The organism is Luteimonas sp. A482 (assembly GCF_054072655.1).
In genome coordinates this window covers 357,250-382,741 of record NZ_JBSVRO010000001.1, presented here as the reverse complement: position 1 = coordinate 382,741, position 25,492 = coordinate 357,250, and the positions used below count along the sequence as shown (strand labels likewise).

At 69.1% G+C, this 25,492-nt stretch carries 15 protein-coding genes; 11 read left to right on the top strand and 4 right to left on the bottom strand.

Annotated elements, in window-relative coordinates:
• Nucleotides 1-334 precede the first annotated feature (334 nt).
• Together ACW5DW_RS01690 and ACW5DW_RS01685 are read right to left on the bottom strand one after the other, a co-directional pair.
• Nucleotides 335-1,948 (bottom strand): phytoene desaturase family protein, encoded by a 1,614-nt coding sequence (locus tag ACW5DW_RS01690; protein WP_457016943.1) that lies wholly within the window; start codon nucleotides 1,946-1,948, stop codon nucleotides 335-337.
• 114 nt (nucleotides 1,949-2,062) lie between these two features.
• Nucleotides 2,063-3,169, bottom strand: a complete 1,107-nt coding sequence (locus ACW5DW_RS01685; protein ID WP_457016942.1) for a UDP-N-acetylglucosamine--N-acetylmuramyl-(pentapeptide) pyrophosphoryl-undecaprenol N-acetylglucosamine transferase — start codon at nucleotides 3,167-3,169, stop codon at nucleotides 2,063-2,065.
• A gap of 386 nt (nucleotides 3,170-3,555) precedes the next feature.
• On the opposite strand from ACW5DW_RS01685, the gene ACW5DW_RS01680 reads away from it, so the two are divergent.
• Genes ACW5DW_RS01680 through ACW5DW_RS01670 form a run of 3 tightly spaced genes read left to right on the top strand, consistent with a single transcriptional unit; the run spans nucleotide 3,556 to nucleotide 10,984 of the window.
• Nucleotides 3,556-4,752: an MdtA/MuxA family multidrug efflux RND transporter periplasmic adaptor subunit gene (locus ACW5DW_RS01680; protein WP_457016940.1), complete on the top strand. Its 1,197-nt coding sequence runs from the start codon at nucleotides 3,556-3,558 to the stop codon at nucleotides 4,750-4,752.
• Nucleotides 4,749-7,862 carry a multidrug efflux RND transporter permease subunit gene (locus ACW5DW_RS01675; RefSeq protein ID WP_457016939.1) on the top strand — a complete coding sequence of 1,038 codons (3,114 nt, stop codon included), beginning with the start codon at nucleotides 4,749-4,751 and terminating at the stop codon, nucleotides 7,860-7,862. The genes ACW5DW_RS01680 and ACW5DW_RS01675 overlap by 4 nt, the downstream gene beginning before the upstream one ends.
• Nucleotides 7,862-10,984 carry an efflux RND transporter permease subunit gene (locus ACW5DW_RS01670; RefSeq protein WP_457016937.1) on the top strand — a complete coding sequence of 1,041 codons (3,123 nt, stop codon included), beginning with the start codon at nucleotides 7,862-7,864 and terminating at the stop codon, nucleotides 10,982-10,984. The genes ACW5DW_RS01675 and ACW5DW_RS01670 overlap by 1 nt, the downstream gene beginning before the upstream one ends.
• A gap of 215 nt (nucleotides 10,985-11,199) precedes the next feature.
• On the opposite strand, the gene ACW5DW_RS01665 is transcribed toward ACW5DW_RS01670, so the two are convergent.
• Together ACW5DW_RS01665 and ACW5DW_RS01660 are read right to left on the bottom strand one after the other, a co-directional pair.
• On the bottom strand, nucleotides 11,200-11,523 hold the full coding sequence (locus ACW5DW_RS01665) for a GIY-YIG nuclease family protein (protein WP_457016936.1): 324 nt from the start codon (nucleotides 11,521-11,523) through the stop codon (nucleotides 11,200-11,202).
• Complete coding sequence (locus ACW5DW_RS01660; protein ID WP_457016934.1) at nucleotides 11,520-13,826, bottom strand: hypothetical protein; 2,307 nt, start codon at nucleotides 13,824-13,826, stop codon at nucleotides 11,520-11,522. Before ACW5DW_RS01660 ends, ACW5DW_RS01665 begins: the two co-directional genes overlap by 4 nt.
• Before the next feature lie 197 nt (nucleotides 13,827-14,023).
• Here ACW5DW_RS01660 and ACW5DW_RS01655 point away from each other — a divergent pair, with 197 nt between their 5' ends.
• The 8 genes from ACW5DW_RS01655 to ACW5DW_RS01620 all read left to right on the top strand — a co-directional run bounded on the left by ACW5DW_RS01655 (nucleotide 14,024) and on the right by ACW5DW_RS01620 (nucleotide 25,170).
• The gene (locus tag ACW5DW_RS01655; protein ID WP_457016933.1) at nucleotides 14,024-14,626 is read left to right on the top strand and encodes an ECF-type sigma factor; all 603 of its coding nucleotides are present in this window, start codon (nucleotides 14,024-14,026) and stop codon (nucleotides 14,624-14,626) included.
• Nucleotides 14,616-17,219, top strand: coding sequence for a protein kinase domain-containing protein (locus tag ACW5DW_RS01650; RefSeq protein WP_457016931.1), 2,604 nt, complete (start codon nucleotides 14,616-14,618; stop codon nucleotides 17,217-17,219). Before ACW5DW_RS01655 ends, ACW5DW_RS01650 begins: the two co-directional genes overlap by 11 nt.
• A 97-nt stretch (nucleotides 17,220-17,316) precedes the next feature.
• A complete protein-coding gene (locus ACW5DW_RS01645) occupies nucleotides 17,317-18,966 on the top strand; it encodes a hypothetical protein (protein ID WP_457016929.1) in 1,650 nt (549 codons plus the stop codon).
• A 136-nt stretch (nucleotides 18,967-19,102) separates the two neighbouring features.
• The gene (locus ACW5DW_RS01640; RefSeq protein WP_457016927.1) at nucleotides 19,103-20,338 is read left to right on the top strand and encodes a hypothetical protein; all 1,236 of its coding nucleotides are present in this window, start codon (nucleotides 19,103-19,105) and stop codon (nucleotides 20,336-20,338) included.
• A gap of 115 nt (nucleotides 20,339-20,453) precedes the next feature.
• Nucleotides 20,454-21,215 (top strand): carboxypeptidase-like regulatory domain-containing protein, encoded by a 762-nt coding sequence (locus ACW5DW_RS01635; protein WP_457016925.1) that lies wholly within the window; start codon nucleotides 20,454-20,456, stop codon nucleotides 21,213-21,215.
• A 37-nt stretch (nucleotides 21,216-21,252) separates the two neighbouring features.
• On the top strand, nucleotides 21,253-21,606 hold the full coding sequence (locus ACW5DW_RS01630; protein ID WP_457016924.1) for a hypothetical protein: 354 nt from the start codon (nucleotides 21,253-21,255) through the stop codon (nucleotides 21,604-21,606).
• On the top strand, nucleotides 21,603-22,058 hold the full coding sequence (locus tag ACW5DW_RS01625; RefSeq protein WP_457016922.1) for a hypothetical protein: 456 nt from the start codon (nucleotides 21,603-21,605) through the stop codon (nucleotides 22,056-22,058). The genes ACW5DW_RS01630 and ACW5DW_RS01625 overlap by 4 nt, the downstream gene beginning before the upstream one ends.
• Before the next feature lie 49 nt (nucleotides 22,059-22,107).
• Nucleotides 22,108-25,170 (top strand): PKD domain-containing protein, encoded by a 3,063-nt coding sequence (locus ACW5DW_RS01620; protein WP_457016920.1) that lies wholly within the window; start codon nucleotides 22,108-22,110, stop codon nucleotides 25,168-25,170.
• Nucleotides 25,171-25,492 lie beyond the last annotated feature (322 nt).

The window sequence follows — 25,492 nt, the reverse complement described above, 5'->3', positions numbered from 1 at the left end:
CCCGGCCGCAGGCCTGATCCAGTCGCCTGCAATGCGGCCGACTCCCCTCAAATGGGAGAAGAACAAATAAAAAGCCCGCTGGCAGTTGCCTGCCAGCGGGCTTTGCTCCCTCCCCCACGTCGGGTGCGGGGCCATCGTGAACGATTCGTTAGGACGCTTGCACGCTGCACCGCAAAACGATACCGCCGGGTTTAGTAACGCGGTGCGCGGGTGCACCACAGGCGAAGCGCGCTGGTAACGTTTACAACCGCGCAACCATGCGGTATTGCCGCTCTGTCGCCCCTGTCCCCCAAGCGGCGCGCGCGCCCGGACGGTGGCGGCAACGGCGGAAATTTCACTCCGGACGCGGTCCGCGCCGCAGGTCGCGCAGGATTTCGCGTGCGGCATTGCGCCCTGGCAGGCCGGTGACGCCGCCGCCTGGATGCGTGCCCGAGCCGCACAGGTACAGGCCCGGCAACGCGCCGCGATAGTTGCCCTGCCCCAGCAGCGGGCGGGCGCTGAACATCTGGTCCAGCCCGAGCGCGCCATGGAAGATGTCGCCGCCGACCAGGCCGAACTCACGCTCCAGGTCCAGCGGCGACAGCGCGTGCCAGCCCAGCACGCTGCGGGCGAAGTTGGGGGCAACTGCGTCGACGGTGTCGATCATCAGCCTGGCCACGGTGTCGCGGTGCGCGTCCCAGCCGCCGTCGACCTCGGGATGCACGTGCTGGCAGAACAGGCTCGCGACGTGCTGCCCGGGTGGCGCCAGCGTGTCGTCGAGCGTGGACGAGATCACCAGTTCGACGATCGGCGCGCGCGCCCAGCCCGGGTTGTGCGACTTCGATTTCGCGTCGAAATAGGCGTTCTCGAAATACTGCAGCGATGGGCCGACCAGGATCCCGCTCTGGTGGTGCGGCTGCAGCTGCGTGCCGGGCGCAGCGATAAAGTCGGGCAGCTCCGACAGCGCGACGTTCATGCGGAACGTGCCCGAACCGCAGCGATAGCGGGCGATGCGCTGCGCGGTGTCGTCGTCGAGGTGCTCGCGCGCGACCAGCCGCGTGTACAGCAGCTTCGGGTTGAGGTTGGACACCACCGTGCCGGCGCGCAGTTCGCGGCCGTCGGCCAGCGCCACGCCGACCGCGCGGCCGCGCTCCACCAGCACGCGCTCCACGGCCTGGCCGCTGTGCACCTGCACGCCACGCGCCGCGCACTCGGCCGCGATCGCCTGCGTGATCGCGCCCATGCCGCCGATCGCATGCCCCCACACGCCGGGCTTGCCGTTGGTTTCGCCGAACACGTGGTGCAGCAGCACGTATGCGCTGCCGGGCGTATACGGGCTGGCGAAGTTGCCGACCACCGAATCCCAGCCCAGCGCGGCCTTCAGTGGTTCGGATTCGAACCAGTGGTCGAGCAGTTCGCCGGCGGATTTGGTGAACAGGTCGAGCAGGTCGCGGCGGCCGCGCAGGTCCAGGTGCCCGAGGCGCCTGGCCACGTCGTACGAGGCCAGCCAGTCGCCCAGCGAGAGCCGGTCGCCGACGTTGGGCGGCGTACGCTGCATGAGTTCGCGCAGCACGACCACGATCCGATCGAGCATCGCGCCGTAATCGACGAGCCGCTCGATGTCGCGCGCCGACGAGGCCCGCAGCGATGCGGCGGTGTGGCCGTCGCCCAGGCGGAACGCGCGGCCGCCGGGCAGCGGCAGGAAGTTGGCGAACGGGCGCTCCACCACCCGCAGGCCGTGCTGCGCCAGGCGCAGTTCGCGGATCACCTTCGGGTTGAGCAGGCTGACGGTGTAGCTGGCGGTGGAGTTGCGGAAGCCCGGGTGGAATTCCTCGGTCACCGCCGCGCCACCGACCACGCCACGTCGTTCGAGCACCGTGACCTTCAATCCGGCCGCGGCCAGGTAGGCCGCGCACACCAGGCCGTTGTGGCCGCCGCCGATGATCAGGACGTCCGTTGCCTGCTGCACTGCCTTCCCCAGGTTGCCTGCCGTCACCATTCTACGAGTGCGCGCTGCGGGCGTAGGGTGCTGCAGCTGTCATCTCTCCCTCCGGTCGAGATGACAACGGTTGCGGCCGGACTTCTACCGCAGCAGGCGTTCGACCGCGTCGGCCAGGCGCTTGGCCGCGTCCGGGCGACCGAGCGCCGCGGCCGCGCGTGCGGCGTCGGGCAGGCGCGTGGGCGATTCGAAGGCCTCGCGCAGCGCCGTGGCCAATACGTCCGGACTCAGCTCGGCCTCCGGGATGTGCCAGCCAACGCCGGCTTCGGCCAGGGTCTGCGCGTTGCGCCGCTGCTCTTCGCGCGCGCCACCGTGCGGCAGGGGCACGAAGATCGCGGGACGGCCGATGGTGAGCAGGTCGGCCGCGGTGGTGGCGCCGGCGCGGGTCACGACCAGATGCGCGTCGCGCAGACGCTCGCCCATGTCGTCGAAGAACGGGCGCACGCTGGCGTCGATGCCGATGTCGCGCAGCTGCGCGACCAGCGTGTCGGCATCCTCGCCGCGGTACTGCAGCGACAGCTGCAGGCGCGCGCGCAAGGGTTCGGGCAGCAGTGCCAGCGCCGGCGGCACCACCCGACCGAACACCGCCGCACTCTGGCTGCCGCCAACCACCAGCAGCCGCAGCGGCCCCTGCGCATCGAAGGCCGGATAGTCGCCGCGCGCCGCCAGGATCGCCTGCCGCACCGGATTGCCTGTCTCGACGATCTTCGAAGCATCGAAGCGCTCGGCGCCGGCCACGACCGGGAACGAGGTCGCCAGTCCCGCGGCGAAGCGCAGCAGCTGCGCATTGGCCTTGCTCAGCCGCGTGGCCTGTTCGTGCAGCAGCAGCGGCAGCCCCAGGCTCCGGGCTGCGAGCGCCGGCGCAAAGCTGGGATAGCCGCCAAAGCCGACCATCAGCGCGGCGCCACGCCGCTTCAGGTCCGTGCGCGAGGCCAGCACGCCGCGCAGGATGCTCAGCGCCGCGCTGGCCTTTGCCGCGACGCCGCCCTCGAGCGAGCTGGCCGGCAACACCACGTGCGGGATCCCGGCCAGCGCCTGTGCGTACTGCGCGCCGCGACGCTCGGTATGGATCACCACGTCGTGCCCGCGCGCCATGAGTTCTCGCGCCAGCGCTTCGGCCGGAAACAGGTGGCCGCCGGTGCCGCCGGCGGCAAGGGCGATGGTGGATCGGGCGGGTTTGGAAGAAGGCATCGGCGATCGGTGTGACCTGCGCAACGGCGCACTATAGAGGGATCGTGCATTGCGCCATACCGCGCAGAGCCGGCGTGCGACGCTTGCCGGTCGCTTGATGACGTCCGGATGACATCGCCCACATGCGCCGTCGGCGGCGCTCGCGCGTTGCTGTCATTTGCAACAGCCGCGCAGCACATCCACGCGAGCGCCTGCGGCCAAGTCGATTGCTACCGGAATCCGGCGCCACCCCATGACTTTCGACATGGGGCCGCCACGGTCCGGTCTGTACCATGACGGCCCTCGCATCGCGCCGCTGTCATCCATTCGCCCGCGCATGCGTTACCTCCCCCTTTGCCCCCGACCGCCCCGGCGGCCGGTCGCTTCGCTGCCCTTCGGAATACCGGATGAACCTCAAAGGCCTCGCCAGACCCGTCCTCATCGTCGTTGCCGTACTCGTTGCCGGTCTGCTGCTGTGGCGCGGCTTCGGCAGCGACGAACCCGCGCCCCAGGGCGGGCGCGGCGGCTGGCGCGACGGCGAGCGCCCGCCGACGCCGGTGCGCGTGGTGGTGGCCGCGCGCGAGCAGCTCGCCGTCCAGCTCAAGGCGTTGGGCACGGTGACGCCGCTGAAGTCGGTGACCGTGCGCCCGCGCGTGGACGGCGAACTGCTGCGCGTGGTGTTCGAGGAAGGCCAGCACGTCGAAGCCGGCGCGCTGCTGGCCGAGATCGACCCCGCATCCTTCCGCATCCAGCTTGCGCAGGCGCAGGGCCAGCAGAAGCAGAACCTGGCCGAGCTGGAAAATGCGCGCATCCAGCTGCAGCGCTATCGCGACCTGGCACAAGGCGCGTACGTGTCGGCGCAGGACGTGGCCAACCTGCAGGCGCAGGTGCGCCAGTTCGAGGGCCGCCGCGAGATCGACCAGGCAGCGGTCGACGAGGCCAGGCTGCAGCTGCAGTACACCCGCATCGTGGCGCCGGTGGCGGGCCGCGTCGGCCTGCGCACGGTGGACGCCGGCAACCTGGTGGGCAGCGGCGACGAAGATGGCATCGCGAGCATCGCGCAGATGCGTCCGATCAGCGTGCTGTTCTCGGTGCCGGAAAACGTGCTGCCTTCGGTGATCGAGGCCGCGCGCAGCAACCCGGCGCTGCCGGTGCAGGCCTGGGACCGCAGCGAGCGCCACGTGCTCGCCAGCGGCCGGCTGTCGAGCATCGACAACCGCATCGACACCGAGACCGGCACGCTGCGCCTGCGCGCCCTGTTCGACAACGCCGACGGCGCGCTGTTCCCCAACCAGTTCGTCAATGCGCGCCTGCAACTGGACGACGACGAGACGCTGGTGATCCCGGACGCCGCGGTGCAGTTCGGCAACCAGGGCACCTATGTCTACCTGGTCAACGACGACGACACCGCCAGCGTGCGGCCGGTGGTGCTGGGCGCGGGCAGCGAAGGCCGCGTGGCCGTGCTCGAGGGGCTCGAGGCCGGCGATCGCGTGGTGCTCGAAGGCATCGATCGCCTGAGCGAAGGCGCCAAGGTCGAGGTCGTCGAGACCGACGTCTCAGGCGATGAAACCACACCCTCGCAGGACGCCGGGCCCGCCGCATGAACCTCTCGCGCCCGTTCATCCTGCGGCCGGTGGCGACCACGCTGCTGATGCTGGCGCTGCTGCTGTCGGGCCTGTTCGCCTACCGTCTGCTGCCGGTCGCGGCGCTGCCGCAGGTCGACTACCCGATCATCCAGGTGCTCACGCTGTATCCCGGCGCCAGCCCCACCGTCACCACCAGCGCGGTGACCGCGCCGCTGGAGCGGCGGCTGGGCCAGATCCCCGGCCTCAACCAGATGTCGTCGACCAGCTCCGGCGGCGCATCGGTGATCACGCTGCAGTTCGCGCTCGAAGTCGACCTGGGCGTGGCCGAGCAGGAGGTGCAGGCGGCGATCAACAGCGCAAGCAGCTTCCTGCCCAATGACCTGCCGATGCCGCCGGTGTACCGCAAGGTCAACCCGGCCGACACGCCGATCCTCACCCTGGCGATCACCTCGCCGACGATGGCCCTGCCCGAGGTCTACGATCTGGTCGATACGCGCATGGCGCAGCGCCTGTCGCAGCTGTCGGGCGTGGGCCTGGTGAGCATCGCCGGCGGCCAGCGCCCCGCGGTGCGCATCCAGGTCAACCCGTCGGCGCTGGCCTCGGCCGGCGTGGGCATGGACGAGATCCGCGCCGCGATCACCGCGGCCAACGTCAACATGCCCAAGGGCAGCTTCGACGGCCCGACCCGCGCGATCATGCTCGACGCCAACGACCAGATGCGTTCGGCGCAGGAATACCGCGACCTGGTCATCAGCTTCCGCGATGGCGCGCCGCTGCGCCTGGGCGACGTGGCCAGCGTCGAACAGGGGGCCGAGAACCGTCAGCTCGCCGCCTGGTCGGGTGATACGCCGGCGATCCTGGTCAACATCCAGCGCCAGCCGGGCGCCAACGTGATCGAGGTGGTCGACGGCATCCACGAGCTGCTGCCACGGCTGCGCGCGGCGATGCCGGCCGCGGTCGAGGTGACCGTGCTCAGCGACCGCACCGAATCGATCCGCGCCTCGATCAAGGGCGTGCAGCACGAGCTGCTGATGGCGATCGGCCTGGTGGTGCTGGTGACGTTCGTGTTCCTGCGCACCATCCCGGCCACGATCATCCCCAGCCTGGCGGTGCCGCTGTCGCTGGTGTCGACCTTCGGCTTCATGCTGCTGGCCGGCTTCTCGCTCAACAACCTCACCCTGATGGCGCTGACCATCGCCACCGGCTTCGTGGTCGACGACGCGATCGTGATGCTGGAGAACGTCGCGCGCCACATGGAGCAGGGCAAGAGCCGGCTGCAGGCTGCACTCGACGGCGCGCGCCAGATCGGCTTCACCCTGATCTCGCTCACCGTTTCGCTGATCGCGGTGCTGATCCCGCTGCTGTTCATGGGCGACGTGGTCGGCCGGCTGTTCCACGAGTTCGCGATCACGCTGGCGGTCGCCATCGCGATCTCGCTGGTGGTCTCGCTCACGCTCACGCCGATGCTGTGCGCGCGCTTCCTCAAGGCCGGCCGCGACCACGGCGTCGCCGAGGGCGACGATGCCCAGGCCGCCGGCGCGGAAGGCGACATGTTCGACCGCGTGATCGCCGCCTACGACCGCGCCCTGCACTGGACCCTGGCGCGGCAGCCGCTGATGCTCGGCATCACCGTCGCCACCCTGGTGCTGACCGCGCTGCTGTACCTGGCCGTGCCCAAGGGCTTCTTCCCCTCGCAGGACGCGGGCCTGATCCAGGGCATCAGCCAGGCGCCGGCTTCGATTTCGTTCCAGGCGATGGCGCAGCGTCAGCAGGCGCTGGCCGATGCGATCCTCGAGGATCCGGACGTGGCCTCGCTGTCCTCGTTCATCGGCGTGGACGGCAACAATCCCACCCTCAACACCGGACGCCTGCTGATCGAGCTCAAGCCGCATGCGCAGCGCGATGCCGGCGCGCACGCGATCATCGAGCGGATGCAGGCGCGCGCGACGCAGGTGCCGGGCATCGCGCTGTTCCTGCAGCCGGTGCAGGAGCTGGGCATCGAGGACCGGGTGAGCCGCGGCCAATACCAGTTCGCGTTGACCAGCCCCGACCAGGCCGCGCTGTCTGCGTGGGCGCCGCGCATGATCGAGCACCTGCGCGGCACCGGCGCGCTCGCCGACGTGGCCGGCGACCTGCAGGACGACGGCCTGCAGGCCTGGGTGGACATCGACCGCGACGCCGCCGCGCGCCTGGGCGTGCAGGCCTCAGATGTCGCCGACGCGCTGTACGACGCCTTCGGCCAGCGCCAGATCTCGACCATCTTCACCCAGTCCAACCAGTACCGCGTGGTGCTCGAGGCCGACGCGCAGTTCCAGCTGGGGCCGGAGGCGATCGAACGCATCTACGTGGCCACGGCCGACGGCGGACAGACGCCGCTGTCGGGTATCGCGCGCGTGTCCACGCGCACCGCGCCGCTGCTGGTGAGCCATATCGGCCAGTTTCCGGCGGCGATGGTGTCGTTCAACCTCGCGCCGGGCGCGTCGCTGGGCGAGGCGGTGGAGCAGATCGAGGCTGCGCGCGATGCGATCGGCTTGCCGACATCGGTCGAGTTGCGGCTGCAGGGCGGCGCGCAGGCGTTCCGCAACTCGCTCTCGAGCACGCTGTGGCTGGTGCTGGCCGCGGTGCTGGTGATGTACATCGTGCTGGGGGTGCTCTACGAGAGCTTCATCCACCCGGTGACGATCCTGTCCACCCTGCCCTCGGCCACGGTCGGTGCGCTGGCCGCGCTGCTGCTGACCGGGCGCAGCCTGGACCTGATCGCGGTGATCGGCATCATCCTGCTGATCGGGCTGGTGAAGAAGAACGGCATCATGATGGTCGACTTCGCGCTTGAGGCCGAGCGCGAACAGGGCCTGTCGCCGCAGCAGGCGATCCACCGCGCCGCGCTGCTTCGCTTCCGGCCGATCCTGATGACCACGCTGGCGGCGCTGTTCGCCGCCATCCCGATGATGCTGGCCAGCGGCTCGGGCGCCGAGCTGCGCCAGCCGCTGGGCCTGGTGATGGTCGGCGGGCTGCTGGTGAGCCAGGTGCTGACCCTGTTCACGACGCCGGTGATCTACCTGTTCTTCGACCGGCTGGTGCACGGCAAGGCATCTGCCGGGATCGCGGGCGAACCGGCCGCGGGCTGATGGACACGCAGCGCCTCAACCTTTCGCGCATCTTCATCGAGCGGCCGGTCGCGACGATCCTGCTGGCGGTCGCGGTGGTGCTGGCGGGCATGCTCGCCTACCGGATGCTGCCGGTGGCGCCGCTGCCGCAGATCGACTATCCGGCGATCCAGGTCAGCGCCTCGCTGCCCGGCGCCAGCCCCGAGTCGATGGCCGCCACCGTGGCCACGCCGCTGGAGCGCGCGCTCGGCACCATCCCCGGCATCACCCGGATCAGCTCGAGCAGCGGCCAGGGCACTACCCGCATCGACCTGCAGTTCAGCCTCGACCGCAACGTCGACGAGGCCGCGCGCGAAGTGCAGGCCGCGCTCAATGCCGCGCGCGCGCAGCTGCCGGCGGGCATGCCGGGCATGCCGCAGTACCGCAAGATCAATCCCTCGCAGGCGCCGATCCTGGCGCTGGCGCTGAGTTCGGCCACGCACACGCCGGGCCAGGTCTACGACGTCGCCTCGACGATCATCGCGCAGAAGATCGCGCAGATCCCCGGCGTCGGCCAGGTCGAGGCCGGCGGCAGTTCGCTGCCGGCGGTGCGCGTGTCGCTCAACCCGAATGCGCTCAACCAGTACGGCATCGCCCTGGACGAAGTGGCCGGCGCGATCCGCAGCGCCAACGCGCTGCGTCCGCTCGGCCACGTGGTGCGCGGCGAGCGCCAGTGGCAGATCGAGGCCAGCCTGCAGCTGCGCAGCGCCGACCAGTACCGCGGCCTGATCGTCGCCTGGCGCAACGGCCGCCCGGTGCACCTGCGCGACGTGGCCGAGGTCAACGAAGGCACCGAGAACCGCTATGCCGCCGGCTTCCACAACGACCGCGACGCGGTGCTGCTGGTGGTCAGCCGCCAGCCCGGGGCCAACATCATCCGCACGGTCGACGCGATCCACGCGCAGATGGACGCGCTGCAGGCGCTGCTGCCGGCCGGCATCGACATGACGCTGGTGATGGACCGCTCGCCGGTGATCCGCGCCACCCTGGGAGAGGCCGAGACCACCCTGTTGCTCGCCATCGCGCTGGTGGTGCTGGTGGTGCTGGCGTTCCTGGGCAGCTGGCGCGCGGCGCTGGTGCCGACGCTGGCCATCCCGGTCTCGCTGTGCGGCGCGCTGGCGATCATCTGGCTGGCCGGCTTCTCGCTCAACACCATGTCGCTGATGGCGCTGATCGTGGCCGCGGTGCTGGTGGTGGACGATGCGATCGTGGTGCTGGAGAACATCTCGCGCCATATCGACAACGGGCTCAAGCCCTGGGACGCGGCGATGCGCGGCGCCGGCGAGGTCGGCGTCACCCTGCTGTCGATGAACATCGCGCTGGGCGTGGTGTTCGTCTCGATCCTGTTCCTGGACGACTTCGTCGAGCGCCTGTTCCGCGAGTTCTCGCTGACCCTGGTCGCGGCGATGACGGTCTCGCTGCTGGTGTCGCTGAGCCTGACGCCGACGCTGTGCGCGCGCCTGCTCGGTGGCCACCGCCGCACCGCCGACGTGCCCAAGTGGCAGCGCCTGGGCACGCATGTCTCCGATCGCCTGCGCGACCTGTACCTGCGCTCACTCCGCGGCACGCTGCGGCACACCACGGTGGCGCTGCTGATCCTGCTCGGCGCCATCGTGTTCAACGCCTTCCTGTTCGCCAAGGTGCCCAAGGGCACCGTGCCCGAGCAGGACACCGGCCAGCTGCGCGGCTTCGCGCGCGGCGACGACGGCCTGTCGTTCCAGGTGATGCAGCCCAAGATCCAGACCTATCGCGAGTACCTGCTGGCGGACCCGGCGATCGAGGAGATCTCCGGTTACCTCGGCGGTGGCACCGGCGTGAACAACGGCTACGTGATGATCCAGATGAAGCCGCTGTCCGAGCGCGGCGTGTCCAGCCGCGAGGTGATCGACCGGCTGCGCGAGGACCTGCCCAGGCTGCCCGGCGGCAACCTTTGGCTGTGGGTGGACCAGGACATCCGCATCGGCGGCGGTGGCGGCAGCGGCGAGGGCAACTACGAGCTGCAGCTGCTCGCCGACGACAGCGCGCCGCTGCGCGCGTGGACGCCGCGCATCCGCGACGCGCTCGAGGCGCTGCCGCAGCTGGTGGACGTGGAGTCGGGCGGCGACGAGGGCATGCGCCAGGTCGCGCTGGAGATCGACCGCAGCGCCGCCGCGCAGCTGGGCGTGGACATGCGCACCATCGGCACCGTGCTCAACAACTCCTTCAGCCAGCGCCAGGTGGCCACGCTCTACGACAGCCTCAACCAGTACCGCGTGGTGATGGAACTCGATCCGCGCCACACGCAGACGCCCGAGACGCTCGACCAGGTGTTCGCGATCGGCGGCGACGGGCAACGCGTGCCGCTGTCGGCCTTCGCCCGCTGGGAGTACGGCATGGCGCCCGACCGCATCCAGCATCGCGAGCAGTTCGTCTCGACCCGGGTCAGCTTCGCGCTGGCGCCGGAGGTCACCCTGGGCGAGGCGGTCGAGGCGATCGACCAGGCGATGGCGCAGATCATGCTGCCCAACGAGGTGCAGGCGCGGCTGGGCGAGGAGGCCGGCAGCCTGCAGGAGATGCGCGAGCGCCAGCTGTGGATGATTCTGGGCGCGGTGCTGGCGGTCTACCTGGTGCTGGGCGTGCTGTACGAGAGCTACATCCAGCCGCTGGCGATCCTGTCGATCCTGCCATCAGCCGGTATCGGCGCGCTGCTGGCGCTGCTGCTGTTCGGCGGCGCGCTCGACCTGATCTCGCTGCTGGGCCTGTTCCTGCTGGTCGGCGTGGTGATGAAGAACACCATCCTGATGGTCGACTTCGCGCTCGCCGCGCAGCGCGAACGGGGCCTGTCCGCGGACGCTGCGATGCTGGAAGCGGCCAGGCTGCGCTTCCGCCCGATCCTGATGACCTCGCTCGCCGCCCTGCTCGGCATGCTGCCGCTGGTGCTGTCGAGCGGCGAAGGCTGGGAAATGCGCCGCCCGCTGGGCCTGGCCATCGTCGGCGGCCTGCTGGTGAGCCAGTGGCTGACGCTGTACACCACGCCGGCAGCGTTCCTGGTGCTGGCGCGGATGCGCGCGAAGTTCGCGCGCGGAGCGAAGGCCGAGCCGGGGACTGCCGCGGAGGGCCGCTGATTGCGGCATCCGCGCTGACGCGGCGTTTGCGCCGACGAGGCATCTGCGCCGACGCGGCATGTGAATCACCGCGGCATTTCGAGTGCCGTCATCCCGGCGAAAGCCGGAAGCGCTTTACAACAGCCTGAAAGGCTGGTCATCCATTTTCCGAAGTGGGCGTCAAACGTCAGGAGCAGATGGATCCCGGCTTTCGCCGGGATGACGGGATTCTGGGCTCAGCAATTCGGGATGGTCCCCGCTTCGACACCGACGTCGACCTCCACATCGGCTTCGACATCGGCTTCCACTTCGAAAAACGCCAGCTTGCGCGCCTTCGGCAGCTGCTTCAGTTGCCACTCCGCACGCGACGCCGTCGCCCGGTCCGGATAAACGCGACTGGCGATCAGGCGCAGCGGCGCGCGGCCCCGTGTGTAGCGCGCGCCCTTGCCCGCCGCATGCGCGCGCAGGCGTGCGTCGAGATCGTTGCTGATGCCGGCGTACCAGCTGCCGTCGCCGCATTCGAGCAGGTACAGCCACCAGGTGTTCGCCCACGCACTCATGGCAGCAGATGCGGGCGGCCGTCGTACCACTCGCGCGCGTTGCGCAGGTGCAGCTTCGGGCGCTCGCCCGTCAGTTCGACGCCCACGCCCAGCACGCCCCACCTGGCGTAAAGATCCCCCTGCCGCCGCTGGCCCTGCAGGCGCATCCGCGCGTCGACCTGGAAACGCTGGTTGGCCGCATGCATGCGGTCGAGCACCAGCTTGTCGCCCTGCCACAGCCAGCGACCGTCGAGGCTGACCTCGCCGGCATCGACGACGCGACCGATCCAGGCCGGATAGTCGGCACGGTCGGCGAACATTGCCAGCAGGAAATCCAGGTCCTTCATGCGCGCGCGCAGCTTGCCCCCGGCGGTGGCTGGCTGCCTCCAGGCCACGTGTCCGTCCTGCAGGTCGACCGTGGCCCACCAGCCGCGGCGCGCATGGCCGCCGCGTTCGCGGAAGCCGACGTTGCGCAGGCGCAGCTGCGTGCCGCCGAGGTGGAAATTGCCCTGCTGCAGGCTGCCGCGACGCAGTCGCCCGTCGATCACCACATCGCCGTCGAGCGCCAGGCCCGCCACCGACAGCCGCGCCTTGCGCGCATCGACGCGCAACGTGCCCTCGCCGACCTCGCCCTCGCCATTCACGCGCAGGTCGCCGCTGAGGCGACCGCTGCCACCGGCAAAGCGGACGCGATCATTGGGCAGGTAGGGATTGAACATCGCCAGCTCCGGGACGCTCGCGTTCTGGAAACGCACGCGCGCCTGCAGGGACTCGCGCATGCGATCGAGCTGCGCGTCGGACTCCACGTCCACGCGCAGGTCGTTGCCGTACACCCAGGGCCGCTGCGGCGTGCTGCCGGGCGCAGCGTCGAAGCGCTCCATCGCCAGCGACACGCGCGAGCGCGGCACTCCATCCTCGCCCGCCTCGATCACGGCATCGGCGCGGGCGCGCCCGCTGAAGCGGTTGCCGAGCACATCGGCGCGCGCCTCCACCTCGCGCACGTGCAGGCGGCTGCCGGTGGCGAGGCGGCCATCGGCCAGCTGCAGGTCCGCCTCGACCGTGCCACTGCCATCCAGCGCCAGCCAGTCGGCCTGGGTGAACAGCGCCAGCAGGCCGCCCAGCGACGGCACGTGCCAGCGTCCGCGCGCGGTGCTGGTTGACTGCATCAGTCGCTGGCGCGCGTCCTGCAGCGGCAGCGCAGTGCCGGGCATGCGCAGGTCGGCTGCCAGCCAGGTGTCGTGGCCGGGCTGCTGCGGCACCTGCGCGCGCAGGTGCAGGGATTGATCGACATCGAGCGTCAAGTCCAGCGCGCTGTCGTGCGCGGTGCCCTGCGCATCCACGAAGCGCAGCGGTGCATGCACGCGCAGGCGATCGCCCTCGCGCAGCGCGCCGTCGTCCAGGGCCAGCTTCGCCTCGAGGCGGCCGATGCCGGGCACTGCGTCGAACCGGTAGTGACCGTCCTCGCCAAGCACCGCCTGCAGCGCGACCGTGCTTGCCTGCAGATCGAGCGTGGCACTAAGCAGGGGCAGCTTGCCCAGCCCGGGATGCGCGCTGGACAGGTGCGGGGCCAGGGCGAACCCTGCGTCGATGCGCGCATCGCCCAGCCACTGTCCGCCATCGCGCTGCACGCTGGCGCTTTCGAAATGCGCCATGGACGGGAACAGCTCGAGCGAACCACCGCGGAACTGCTTGGAGAAACCCACCTCGGCGCGTCCCTTCCCGGTGATGTGCCAACCGAACAGGTCGGCGCCTGTCACGCTGTCGCTGGCGATACGGTCCATGCGCAAGGTCCAGCCGCTGGCATGCGGCTCCGCCCGCGCCAATTCCACGCCGGCGCGAGCCACCGCACCTGTCGGCCGTGGAAGCTCCACGTCGACGGGAGCGACCGCATCGACCGGTCGCGGCAGTTCGACGTCGACGCGAGAGACCGCACCGGTCGGTCGTGGCAGCTCCTCGTCGACGCGGGCGACCGTACCGGTGACCGCTTCGGCCTCTAGCCAGGGCACGCGGACTTCCCGGCGCAGCAGCGGCCACAGCGCGATCCGTCCGCGCACCTGACCTGCCTGCGCGCTCCACTGCGTGCGCCGGGCCTGCCCCTGCATCCGCACATCGCCCAGGGTGACGCGTCCGGGCCACAGCGTATGCGCCGAAGACCAGTCCATGCGGAAGGTCCCGGGCTTGCGACCGACCAGCTCGCGCGCCAGGTCCGAGCGCAGGAACACATTGCCCGCGACGAGGTACAGCGCGTACACGGCAAGCAACGCCACCGCGAGCGCCAACGTGTAGCGTCGCAGGCGAGCCCAGCCGGAAGGGGACGTATCCATGCGCAAAGGATGCCCGAAGCGGGCGTCGCTGCGCAGCGGCAGGCGCCACGGCGCACCGCGATGCAGGAAAAACCCGATGCCACCGCCACTGCGCCAGCACCATGCCGGCTTGCAGTGGCGGCGCTTGCCGGCGCCCCTGCGCACATCGCGCCTTGTCCGGCCCGAAGCGCGCGCCGGTTTGCGCATCCCCGGAGCGGGTGCTAGCGTCGGCCGTGGATCCATCGGGGCGGGCTGTGGCGGACAGCGAAATCACGCAATTGCTGGTGCGCGCACGCAGTGGCGAACCCGCGCTGATCGGTGCCGTGTTCGAGGCCCTGTATCCCGAGCTCCGGCGACTGGCCAATTCGCGCATTTCTGGCCGCGAATCCACGTTCACCCCGACCATGCTGGTGCATGAGCTGTACCTGCGCATCAGCCAGGGCGCCGCGCTCCCGCTGGCCGACCGCCAGCATTTTTTCGCTGCCTCGGCGCGCGCGATGCGCTGGATCCTGGTCGAACACGTGCGCCAGCACGCCACCGTCAAGCGCGGCGGCGAGCACCTCCTGGTGAGCCTGGACGATGCGATTCCCGGCGCGCCACCGGTGCCGACCGACGTCCTTGCGCTGGACCAGGGCCTGGACGCGCTGGAGGCGATCAGTCCGCAGCGTCGCCAGATCGTCGAGCTGCGCTGGTTTGCCGGGCTCGAATTCGCCGAGATCGCCCGCGTGCTCGAATGCTCGGAACGCACCGTCTATCGCGAATGGGAACGCGCGCGTGCTTTCCTGCAGGCGATGCTGGACGAGGATCGCGATGGAGCCTGAGCAACTGGCGCACTGGCAGGCGGCCGATGCGCTGTTCGACCACTGGCTGGACCTGCCCGACGACCAGCGCGACGCCTGGCTTGCCGCGCAGCAGCCCGAACCGCCGGTGCGGCGACGACTCGAGAAGTTGATCGCCGCGCATCGTCATCCCAAGGCCTCGCTCGATCCGGGCGCGGGCAACCTGGCCGGTTGCCGCCTCGGCGACTGGACCCTGGACGACGAACTCGGGCGTGGCGGCATGGCCGTGGTCTACCGCGGCTGGCGCACCCAGGGCATGGCGCGACAGCAGGCCGCGCTCAAGGTCCTGACCCTCGGGGCACTCGGCGCGCACGGGCGCGAACGTTTCCGGCGCGAGGCCGAGATCCTCGCCCGGCTCAACCATCCCCACATCACCGCCCTGGTCGATTCGGGCGTGGCCGAGGACGGCACCTGCTGGCTGGCGATGCCGCTGGTGGAGGGCGAGCGCATCGACCGCTGGTGCGATACGCATGCGCTGGATGCGCGCGCGATCGTGCAGCTCTCGCTGCAGGTCTGCAGCGCGGTGGCCTGGGCGCACCGCAGCCTGGTGGTCCATCGCGACCTCAAGCCGTCCAACGTGCTGGTGGAAGCGGGCGGACACGTGCGCCTGCTCGACTTCGGCATCGGCCAGTTCACCGACGTCGAGGGCGAACGCACGCAGACCCTGTGGCGCGCGCTCACGCCCGGCTATGCCGCGCCCGAACAGTTGCGCGGCGATCCGCCGAGCACGGCGGTCGATGTCTACGGACTGGGCGCGCTGCTGCACCGGCTGCTGACCGGCCGCACGCCGCAGGCAGCGACGGACGGCACCGACACCACCCGACCCTCGCTGCTGGTACGCAATGCCGACGATACCTACCACCGCCACTACGTCCCGCTGAAGAACGATCTCGACCGGGTCCTGCTCAAGGCCCTGGCCGAGGAGCCGGAGCAGCGCTACCCGTCCGCCGGGGCGCTGGCCGACGACCTGCACCGCTGGCTCGACGGCCACCCGGTGCTGGCGCAGAAGCCGAAGCCGGGTTACCGGCTGCGCAAGTTCATGCTGCGCAACAGGGTCGGGGTTGCGGCTGCGGGCCTGCTGGCCGTCACCCTCGGCGCGGGCGCGGGGGCGACACTCTGGCAGGCCGACGTCGCGCGACGCGAAGCCGGACATGCGCACGACCGGGCGCAGCGTGCCGAAGCAGTCCGCGACTTTCTCGGCAACGCCTTCATTTCCACGCGCCCGGCGCAAGGCCGCGTTCCCGATGCGCTGGAGATCGTCGACGCCAGCGCACGCGACGCGCGCGAAACGCTTGCCTCCAGCGATCCACTGGCCGCCGCCGACGTGCTGCTGCTGACCGGCACGGTGCGCGCGAACCTCGATGCCATCGACGACGCCGAAGCCGACCTGAAGGAAGCGCTGCGCCTGCTTGCCCCGCACGAACGGAACGCCGCGAGCGAGCTTTCGCGCGCGCACTGGGAACTGGGCCGCATCGCCCGGCAGCGGGGCGACCGCAAGGCCGCGCGCGAACACATCGAGCGCACCGTGGCGCTCAACGCACGGTGGGACGCGCCGCCCAACGAACGCATTCGCGCCCGGATCTCGCTGGGGGAAACCCTGCTGACCGAGGAACCGACCCAGGCCGCGACGCTGTTCCGCGCCGTCATCGACGAAATCAAGGGCACCGAACTCGAAGACTCGCTGCGCCACCTCAACGCGCTGAACGGCCTTTCGATTGCACTCGCCACGCCGGGCCACGACCCCGGGGTCCGGCTGCCGATCCAGGAAGAGCGCCTGCGCATCGCACGCAAGATCTATGACGACGACAGCGGCGGCTACGCCTTCACCCTGACCGACGTCACCCATACCTTCCGCAGCCTCGGCATGTTCGAGCGTGCCGAAGCACTGGCCAGGGAGGCTGTTGCCGTTGCCGACCGAACGCGCCAGCGCCCGGTCGAACTCAAGGCGATGACCCGCTGCAACCTGGCCTTGTACCTGCAGCAGCGTGGACGCTTCGAGGAGGCCCTGCCGCTGTTCGACACCGGCAACGCGCTCCTGATCGACAGCGGCAACAAGGGCATTGGTACGGAGCGCTGCATACGCGGCCGCGCCTACGTGCGCGCAGCGCTGGGTCAACATCGCGGCGCGCTCGAAGACCTCCAACGCGCGAACGCGCTGTTCGCCCTCGGGAAGCGCGAGACCCACCCCGATGCCATCGCCGCCTGCGGGCTGGCCGCCTCGATCCATCTGCGCGCCGGCGACATAGATGTCGCCGCGCACGAACTCTCACGATGCCCGCTGCCCGACGGCATGTCGCCGCCGATGGAACATACGCTCGCCGGCGCCGAGATCCTGCTGCTGCGCGGCGACCACGCGGGCGCATCGAAGATTGCAGCGGAACTGCGCGAACAGCACCGGCCCGATGGCATCTTGAACCACTGGATGCGCCCGTGGATGTTGTCGGTGCTGGCCACGCACCTGGATGGCGCCGATCCGACGGCACTGGTCGCCACGCTCGGCGACCACGCCGACGACCAACCCCTCGCCTCCTGCCTGGCGTCCCCAGCGCCAGACCTCTGCCTGGCCTTGCCCTAGTGTCAGTTCCCGCCGCCTGATCACGTTGATGATGTACCCGGATGCACCGGGTCCGGGCGGGCCGCCGCCCGGCCATTCAACGCGCAAGGGCACGACCATGCAGATCCGCCTCCTGTTCCACGCCGCGGCCTGCCGGGCCATGCCGGTCATCGCCACGGTGCTCTGCGTCGCGGGCCTGCTGGCCGGCTGCACGCCTGGCAAGGGTGGCGGTGGCGGCCCGGTCCAACTCGGCGGCTACGAGGATGCGATCCGGGTCACCCCGACGCTGGACGAAGCGCACGCCATCACCGAGACCATCGGCTACGCCGGCGGCAGCATCAGCGCGACCACTGCCGACGGCACCGTCTTCACCCTGACCGTTCCGGCCAACTCCCTGCGTCAGGTCACGCAGATCACCATGACGCCAGTCATCAAGCTGGATGGGCTGCCATTCGGCAAGGGCACCGACGTCACCGTGGACCTGCAACCTTCCGGCCTGGTGTTCGATGTGCCGGCCACGCTCGCCATCAAGCCGGCCGTGCCCATCCCCGCCGACGAGCAGATCCTCTATGCCTATTCGGATTCCCGGCTGGTGTTCGCCGAGCCGGTGCTCAAGGCGGAAGGCATCGCGATCGTGGTGCCGCACTTCAGTGGCTATGGCGCAGCCAAGGGATTAATGGGCGATGTGGAAGAGGCGCGCAAACGGATCGGCGGTTCGGCGGAAGAACGGATCGCCAGCGAAATGCGAGCCGTCCTGCAAGAGGCCCAGCAGGCCGAATTGCGCGGCGAACCCGTGAATCTCAATGCGCTGCTCGATCCGTACTTCGAGCAGATGGACCAGGAAGTCGTCATCCCGCGTCTGGAGGCCGCGGGCCAGAGCTGCGCGGCCGGGCGCTCGGCCATCATGACCGTGCTCGACTATGCACGTCAGCGCGAACTGCTCGGATACGAAGAGGAAGGAGGAGCACTCAACCAGGCCGCCGAGCTGCTTGAGAACACCGTCGCCCCCAAGTGCATGGACGAGGAATACCAGATGTGCGTGAACGAGCACATCGTCCACCGCATCGCCCCGGCCTATCTGGGGTTCGATAGGCAGCTCATGTTGTTTGGCATCGACAATTCACCGGTTCTCGAAAAAATGAGGAAGCAGGTCGAGGGATGCCTGCACTTCGACCTGGACCTGAAAATCGATTCGACGCTCACCCATGTCACCGAAGGGGATGGGATGGTGTTCATGGACGGGGCCGACTTCACCGCCGAGGTTGCCCTCGAGCTCGACCGGCTGCTTGGCGAGCACCACGACCTTCCGTTCGCTCCTTCCAGCGGGCCGATGACATCCCGGGACACCGAGGTTCGCGCCGTCGGGAACTGCACTCCCGCCGTGGTTTCGGGCTGGAACGGCGCCGGCCTGTTTCTCAAGATGGACGTCGTCGTGGAACCGGCCTCCCTCGACGAGGGTGGCGGCAGCTTCGAGGTGACCGGAATGGAAATCGAACTGCCCGCCGAACCGTTGAACAATCAATCCGGCGGTTCTTGCCATGGGAAACCCAACCAATATGCGGGGCCCACGACAAATGCAGTCTCCAACTATCTTCTCCTCCATGGCGACGGCAACAGCCGCAGCATGAAAATCGACGGCTGGACCACGCAAGGCGGCGAAATCTTCGCCACGGCCGAATGGACGGGCCAGAAGCAGGTGTCCGAGGCGCACACCTTCCAGGACAAGGGCACCGCCACGCTGCGCCACACCCCGCAGCCCGCGCCCTGACACCGACCACGGCCGGCCCGCTCCGCCACACACGCCACGCTGAGCCTGCGCCCTCCCCGCATGCCCGCTCGCCACGGGCAGCAGCGTTGCCTTGCCGCGCACCTGTCAGTCGACGCCCCGCTTTCTCGTGGATGACATGCCCGGACGCACCGGGCCGGCCGGGTCGCCGTCAGGCCTGTTCTCCTGCAAGGGCACGATCATGCATGTTTCCCATCTTCCCGCCGCGTCGGCCTTGGCGCTTGCGCTGTCCGTCGCCGCTCTGCCTGCTTCCGCGCAGGCGGCACAGACCGAACTCCATATCGACGTCGCCACCCACACCATGCCCGGCATGCCGGGGCTCGGCGCGCTCGGGCGCCTGTCTGGCGCCATGGGCGGCGCCAACGCCAGCTACGGCATGGCCCGGTACCCCGGCATGCCCGGTCGCTACATGGACGTCGCGCTGCACAATCGTGCCGCGCCCGGCACGCCTGCGCGCCAAGCCGTGCCCAAGGGCCTGCAACTGGGCGACAGCATCGACCTGCTGCCTCCCGGCAACGCATCCTCCGCGACCAGCGACGCGACCGCGCACACCGCCGTCGGCCAGGCCGGCGACGGCACGTTCCGCATTCGCTATTACTGGGGTTGCGGCGAACAGGTGCGCGCCGGGCAGCCGTCCGAATTCACCGTCACCGTGCGCAACGGCAAACCGGTGACGGCAGGCCGTGCGATGGTCCCGCGTCAGGTGCCGCAGGCGGGCATCGCGTCCGCTCCGCGCTTCGCGCTCTGGCCCAACCCCTCCGCGCGCAAGGCTGTCGGCGGCAAGGCCTCGCTGGTCGGCAGCCACACCGTGACCAGCGAGGCGCTGCCGGCATCGCTGCAATTCGAACTCGATCGCGACCACGACTTCCTGCCCGAGCTCAAGCTGCGCAGCGAGGGCGACGCGGCCCGGGGTCAAACCCTGAGCTGGGACGCGGTCGACGGCGCCCGCGCCTATTTCATTCACGGCACCGCCGCGGACGGCGAGACGATCGTGATGTGGAGCAGCTCGGAGGACGGCTACGCAGGACAGGAGCTGATGGACTTCCTGCCCGAGAACCTGATCTCGCAGTGGACCGGCAAGCGCACCCTGATGGGCGCCGACGCGCGCAGCTGCCGGATCCCGCCGGGCGTGTTCGCCGGCAACGGCAACGGCACGCCGATGCTGCAGATGATCGCCTACGGCAACGACCGCACCCTCGCGCGGCCCGACGGAAGCGTGCGCGTGCGCACCAAGTCCACCGCGATGCTGATGCCCGGGCTGGGTGCCTCCGCGCCCGGCACCGCCACGGACGCCGTGAAACCGACGGCCAAGGACGCGGCGAAAGGACTGCTGCGCGGTCTGCTCGGTCGCTGACACGCCCGTCATCGCCACGAGACACCGCGCGACCGTCGAAGACTGCCGGACATCGGGCGCGAAACCGGATGTCGCGGCCCATTCACTCATCCAAATGGTTTCCCACACCCGAATCATGCACAACAAGACAAAAGCAACGATGGCCCTGGCAGGTTTGTTCCTGTCGGGCTTGCTGCTGTCGGGCATGACCGCCTGCGACGCAAGCGACCGCCCGGCGACGGAAAGAGGCTATGCCACGGGACGCGTCGTGGACACCCATGGCGAGCCGATCGCAGGAGCGAAGGTCCTGCTGGACAACGCCGTCTTCTACGCCTCCTACATCGACGGCACGACCCGCGACGACGGCAGCTACCGAATCAAGGTACAGCCCGGCGCGTGGAAGGCGGACGCCACTTTCAGGAAGACGTACAACGGAAAGACCTACGCCCTGGAACTGGATCCGGACCACAACGATTCCTTCAATGAGGAAGGCGTTGTCCGCAACTTCACCTGGAAGCTGGAGGGGCGCACGCCCGACAACGAGTACGGCTATTACGGCGGCTTCATCCAGCTGAGCACGGACATCGGCTTCTACGAGGACATGGAAACCATCGAACTGACCCTGACGCCCAACGGTCCGCTGATCGACGGTTCGCCGGGAAAGACGCTTCGACTGCGGATGGGCGACCACTACTGGGTGGATCACTACCAGATCGAAGACGTCCCGATCGGTCGCTATGTGGTGACCGCAACGCTGGAAGGCGACGACGGCCCGCGCCCGCTGAAGATCCAGAACTGGCATACGAAAGGCGATTTCGAGTCGGCGTTCCAACTGGATTTCCTGCCCAAGTCCAACAGCACCATCAGGATCTCGGCATCCATCGTCATTGGCCAATGAATTTGCACATGACCACACCCAGCAGGGGAAAACACACATGAAACCGCACTCGATCGCCCGGGCCAGCGCCCTGGCTGCCGCGGGCCTGTTGCTGGCCGCATGCACCGTCACCGACCTCGATGCGGCCCGCGTGGACTGCGCCACGCCCGGCCCCCACGGCGTCGACTGCCGGATCCAGCGCACCGGCGGCAACGGCAGCTTCCAGGCCTGTTGGGACCTGGTCATCGGCTGCGGGAACGGCGGCGAGATGGTCGGTGCTGCCTGCCACGAGATGGCCGCCGGCACCAACGCCGGGAACGAGAACATGCCCGTGTCCGGTTTCTCCAACCAGGACAGCTGCGACGTTCCAGCCTCCGGCAAGGTCGAGCGCCTCAAGGTCACCTCCAGATGATGCGCAACGACATCCGCGCGGCAACCAGGCGCCGGTGGCTGGCCGTGTTCGGCTCGGCGTCGCTGGCCCTTGCAACCTCCGCCTGCGAGGCACCCGCTCATGCCGCAGTGACCAGTTGCTCGGGCGCGAAGTTCGGCAACATTGCCGCGAAGAAGGACTGCACGGTCGCCATCGCGAAGTTCGACCAGCAAACCTCGGCCCGCTTCCAGCTCGACACAAAGCGGCGCGATGTCGTGGTGCAGGGGCGCTTCACTGTCACACGGGGCACGGCGCGGATCGCTCAGCGCAACAGGACCGGCACGGTCGCGGAGATCGTCGTCGGCCCCGACGCGCCGGCCACCCTGGACAGCACCCTGCACCTGGGCCTGCGCAACCGGGACTTCCACCTCGTCTTCCACCCGCAGGGCGAGGTCGAAGGCCTCGCAGGCCAACTGTCCTACGAAACCCGCTGAGCTGCCCTGCGCGCCTGGCGCCCCTCCTTATTTCTTGCGAACCCTCGACATGACCACGGACTGGAAACACACCTTCAGGCGCATCGCGATTCAGACGGGCAAGGGCCTGCTGTGGCTGGGCAAGCACCTGCTCGCGCTGCTGGCGGCCATCGCGCGGTTCGTCTTCCTGCGTGCGATTCCCGCACTTTGGCGTTGGCTGCGCGACACGGCCTTCCCGGCATTGCGGCGGCTGTACCTGTGGTTGCCGCATCGGCGCGCCGTGGTCGGGGGCATCGCGGCTGTCGTCGCGATCGCGATCGCGGTGTTGATGTGGCGCACGCCTGGCGACATGGGAACAGAAACGGCGCCCGGCGCTGCCATCGCCAGCGCGGACGTATCGGGCACGCCCGCCGAACCGGTGCGGTTGACGCTGTCGCCGGCCGAAGCGTCACCTGGGGCGCCGGTGCTTCTGGACGGCCTGGCCGTTGCCGCAAACGACACCTTCGAGGTATGGATCGGCGACCAGCCAGCCATCGCCGAACGCTTGCCCGATGGACGCCTGCAGGCCTTGGTGCCGCTGCAACTGGGGCCCGATGGCTGGCCGGTCGCGCTGGCGCAGGCGCAGGTGGTGGAAGTACGTCGCAACGGCCGGCCGATCGCCACCAGCGGAAGCGGACTCCGGGTCACCGAACTCCCGCGCGCGCCGGGCACCACGGTGCAGGTGCAGCAGTCGCTGGAGACGATCACGGCGGCCTATGCGCGCATCTTCGAAGCGCTGCCGGTGCAGGACGAATCCGAAACCGCGCACCGCCGCGCGGTCATCGCGATGCTGCGTGCACTGGTGAGTGAAGGCGACCATTCGCTTGCCGCGGTGCTGGCCGGCACCTCGCCGCTGCTCGAAGGCGGGCCCGTCGATCTCGAACTGACCGACGCCCTGCTTGCGGCCAGTGGCGCGGCCGCCTATCTGCAGGCACGCGCCGCGGTATTCGAAGCGCCGCCAGCCGCGGCGGCGGGCGGCACCACAATTCCCGCGGGCGCCGCATTCCCGATGTTGCTGTCCATGCAAGGCTGGCTTCCCCCGGATCCCGGCGTTCCCAAGTGCAGGGAAACCGGGAAGGACGTCGAGATCGCCTGCCTGATGCAGGTCCACGGCCTGCTCACCCTTTTCTCGCAGGAGTTCGTGAAACCGACCGCCGATACCTATGCCACCGGCGTCGGGCTGTCCATGGGCGCCTATGGCCTGAACAGCGACGTGGTGAAGATTGCCGGCAAGTCCGTTCCCGTGCACAAGGTGATCAGCGCCCTGCTGAGCGTGGCCAACCTCGTGATCGAGAAGATCGCGCCTTCGCTGTTGCCGGCCAGCCTGAGCCGGTTCGAGCTGGAAGTCGCCACGCCACTCATCCGGACCCACGAAACCACCCGCACGCGGCTGATGGTGGAAGCCCGCAACCATCCGCAGACGATCACGCTCAATGACCTTGTCGACCTGGTCAAATCCATCATCGGCCTGCCCAAGATCGACCAGCTCTTCCAGAACAAGGTGTTCCAGGTCTTCGATTACGCCGTCGACATCTACCTGGCGGTGTTGCGCGAGTTCGGCGGGGCCATGCCGGGGGTCGAGAACGCGCTCAATCCCGGTGTGTTCACCATGCCGGCCATGAAGTGGGGCCCGGTCGAAGTGGCCAGCGACGATCTACTGAGTCTGTTCAGCTACGACGAACAGGTGTTGTCCACTCAGGAACCGGAACTGGAATGGCGTGGCGAGCGGGCCGGGCAGGCTACGGTGCGCGTCATGCCGCGCGGACCCGGCGACCGCAGCAAGATGCTGCTGGACAACACCCTGTGCTGGGGCTGCGCGTGGAGCGGCGGCGCCTTCGGCGAAGACATGCCGGAGAGCTCGAAGAAGATCGCCGTGGACATCGAGTTCAAGGCATCCCCCCGGCAGGGCCATCCGCCCCTGGATGTCGAGTTCACATGGCGGCTGCTGGCCAAGGAGGACGGCGAGCCGATCCCGTGCACGCTGGACTTCGGCGACGGCTCGCAGCCCGAACGCATTGCCGACTGCACCGAGATCAACACCTTCGAACACACCTACCTGTACACGTCGCGACTGGAAGCCGACACCGCCGGCTCCTACGAGCCGACGATCCGCCTCGATGGCAACAAGGCCGAAGGCAAGACCGAGGTCACCACCGAATGGACGTTCCGTGGCGAGCCGGCGACCGGCAACGCGCCGCTGGATGCATGGTTCACCTGGCACATCCCGTGGCCATCGGACCGCGAGGCACCGGCCTGTGAACTCGATCCCGGCGACGGCTCGGAAAAACAGACCTTCGACGATTGCCTCGCAACGACGCAAGCCGAGCATCGCTTCGAACGCCGTGGCAGTTTCGTGCCGATGCTGACACTCATCGACGGCAACGCCAGGGACACCAAGACCGCACCTGTGTCGGTCGCCGAACCAGGCACCTGCGACGAAGACCTGCTCAAGCACAAGACATGGACCGGCACCGTGTCCTACAACCAGAAGCGCGACGCCTGGAATGAGTCCGGGACCTCCCACATCAAGTACAGCATGGACGTCCGCCTCGGCGCGGACATGCACGAACGCACGCGGCGCCAATGGCGGGGTGCCGATCATCTGGTGCAGTACTACAGTCCGTTGCCGCAAGGGTCCGCCAACCTCAGTCTGTCGTCGCGTGGGTACGATTCGAAAGGCAACCTGCTCGGCATCAACACCTTCAACGGCACCGGGCCCATGCAGCGCCAGGAGCCGCGCATGACCGAGGACGGCTCGTCACTCACCTTGACCCTCGACACCAACGACTGCAGCTACGAGTTCCACCTGCAGGGGCAGACCAAGGGTTCGGGCGAGCGCTGGAACTGGATCAAGGGATCGGAGTCGTACCAGGGCCACATGTGGATCAACTCCGTCTGGGGCGAGGGCGTGGTGACCTCGAACAGTTCGATCCAGGGCTCCGGGACGTTCCCGGTGCTGTCGCGCAGCCAGATCGAAGACAACAGTCGCCAGAAAACCAATTGGGTGAGCGAGGACGACGGCGTCTCCCGCAACCTGGGCGAGGACAACCTCGGCACGATCACGGTGGACTGGCATTTCGACGTGGTGGACTGAGGCTGCGTCAGCTGGTTCGAGCGTCGTAGCGACCGCAAGGCCAGCCCGCCTGTGCCACCAGCGTCGATCGCGCCCCGCAAGCCGCCGCCGCAAGAAAGAAAAAGGTTCTTCTCCCAATAGAGGGAGAAGGCGGGCAAGGTTGCTGCAAGTCCACGCGGCTTCGATTGGACGCCGCGCCCTGTCGACCGGGGATCGCTTTTCGCCCGGTCAGGGTCGTTGCGTCGTCCCCCTTCCCTCTGTGGGAGCGACCTTGGTCGCGAACGCCTTCGCGCGCAAGCGCGCTCCCACAGCTGAACGCCAGGATCGCGCGCAAAATATCCAT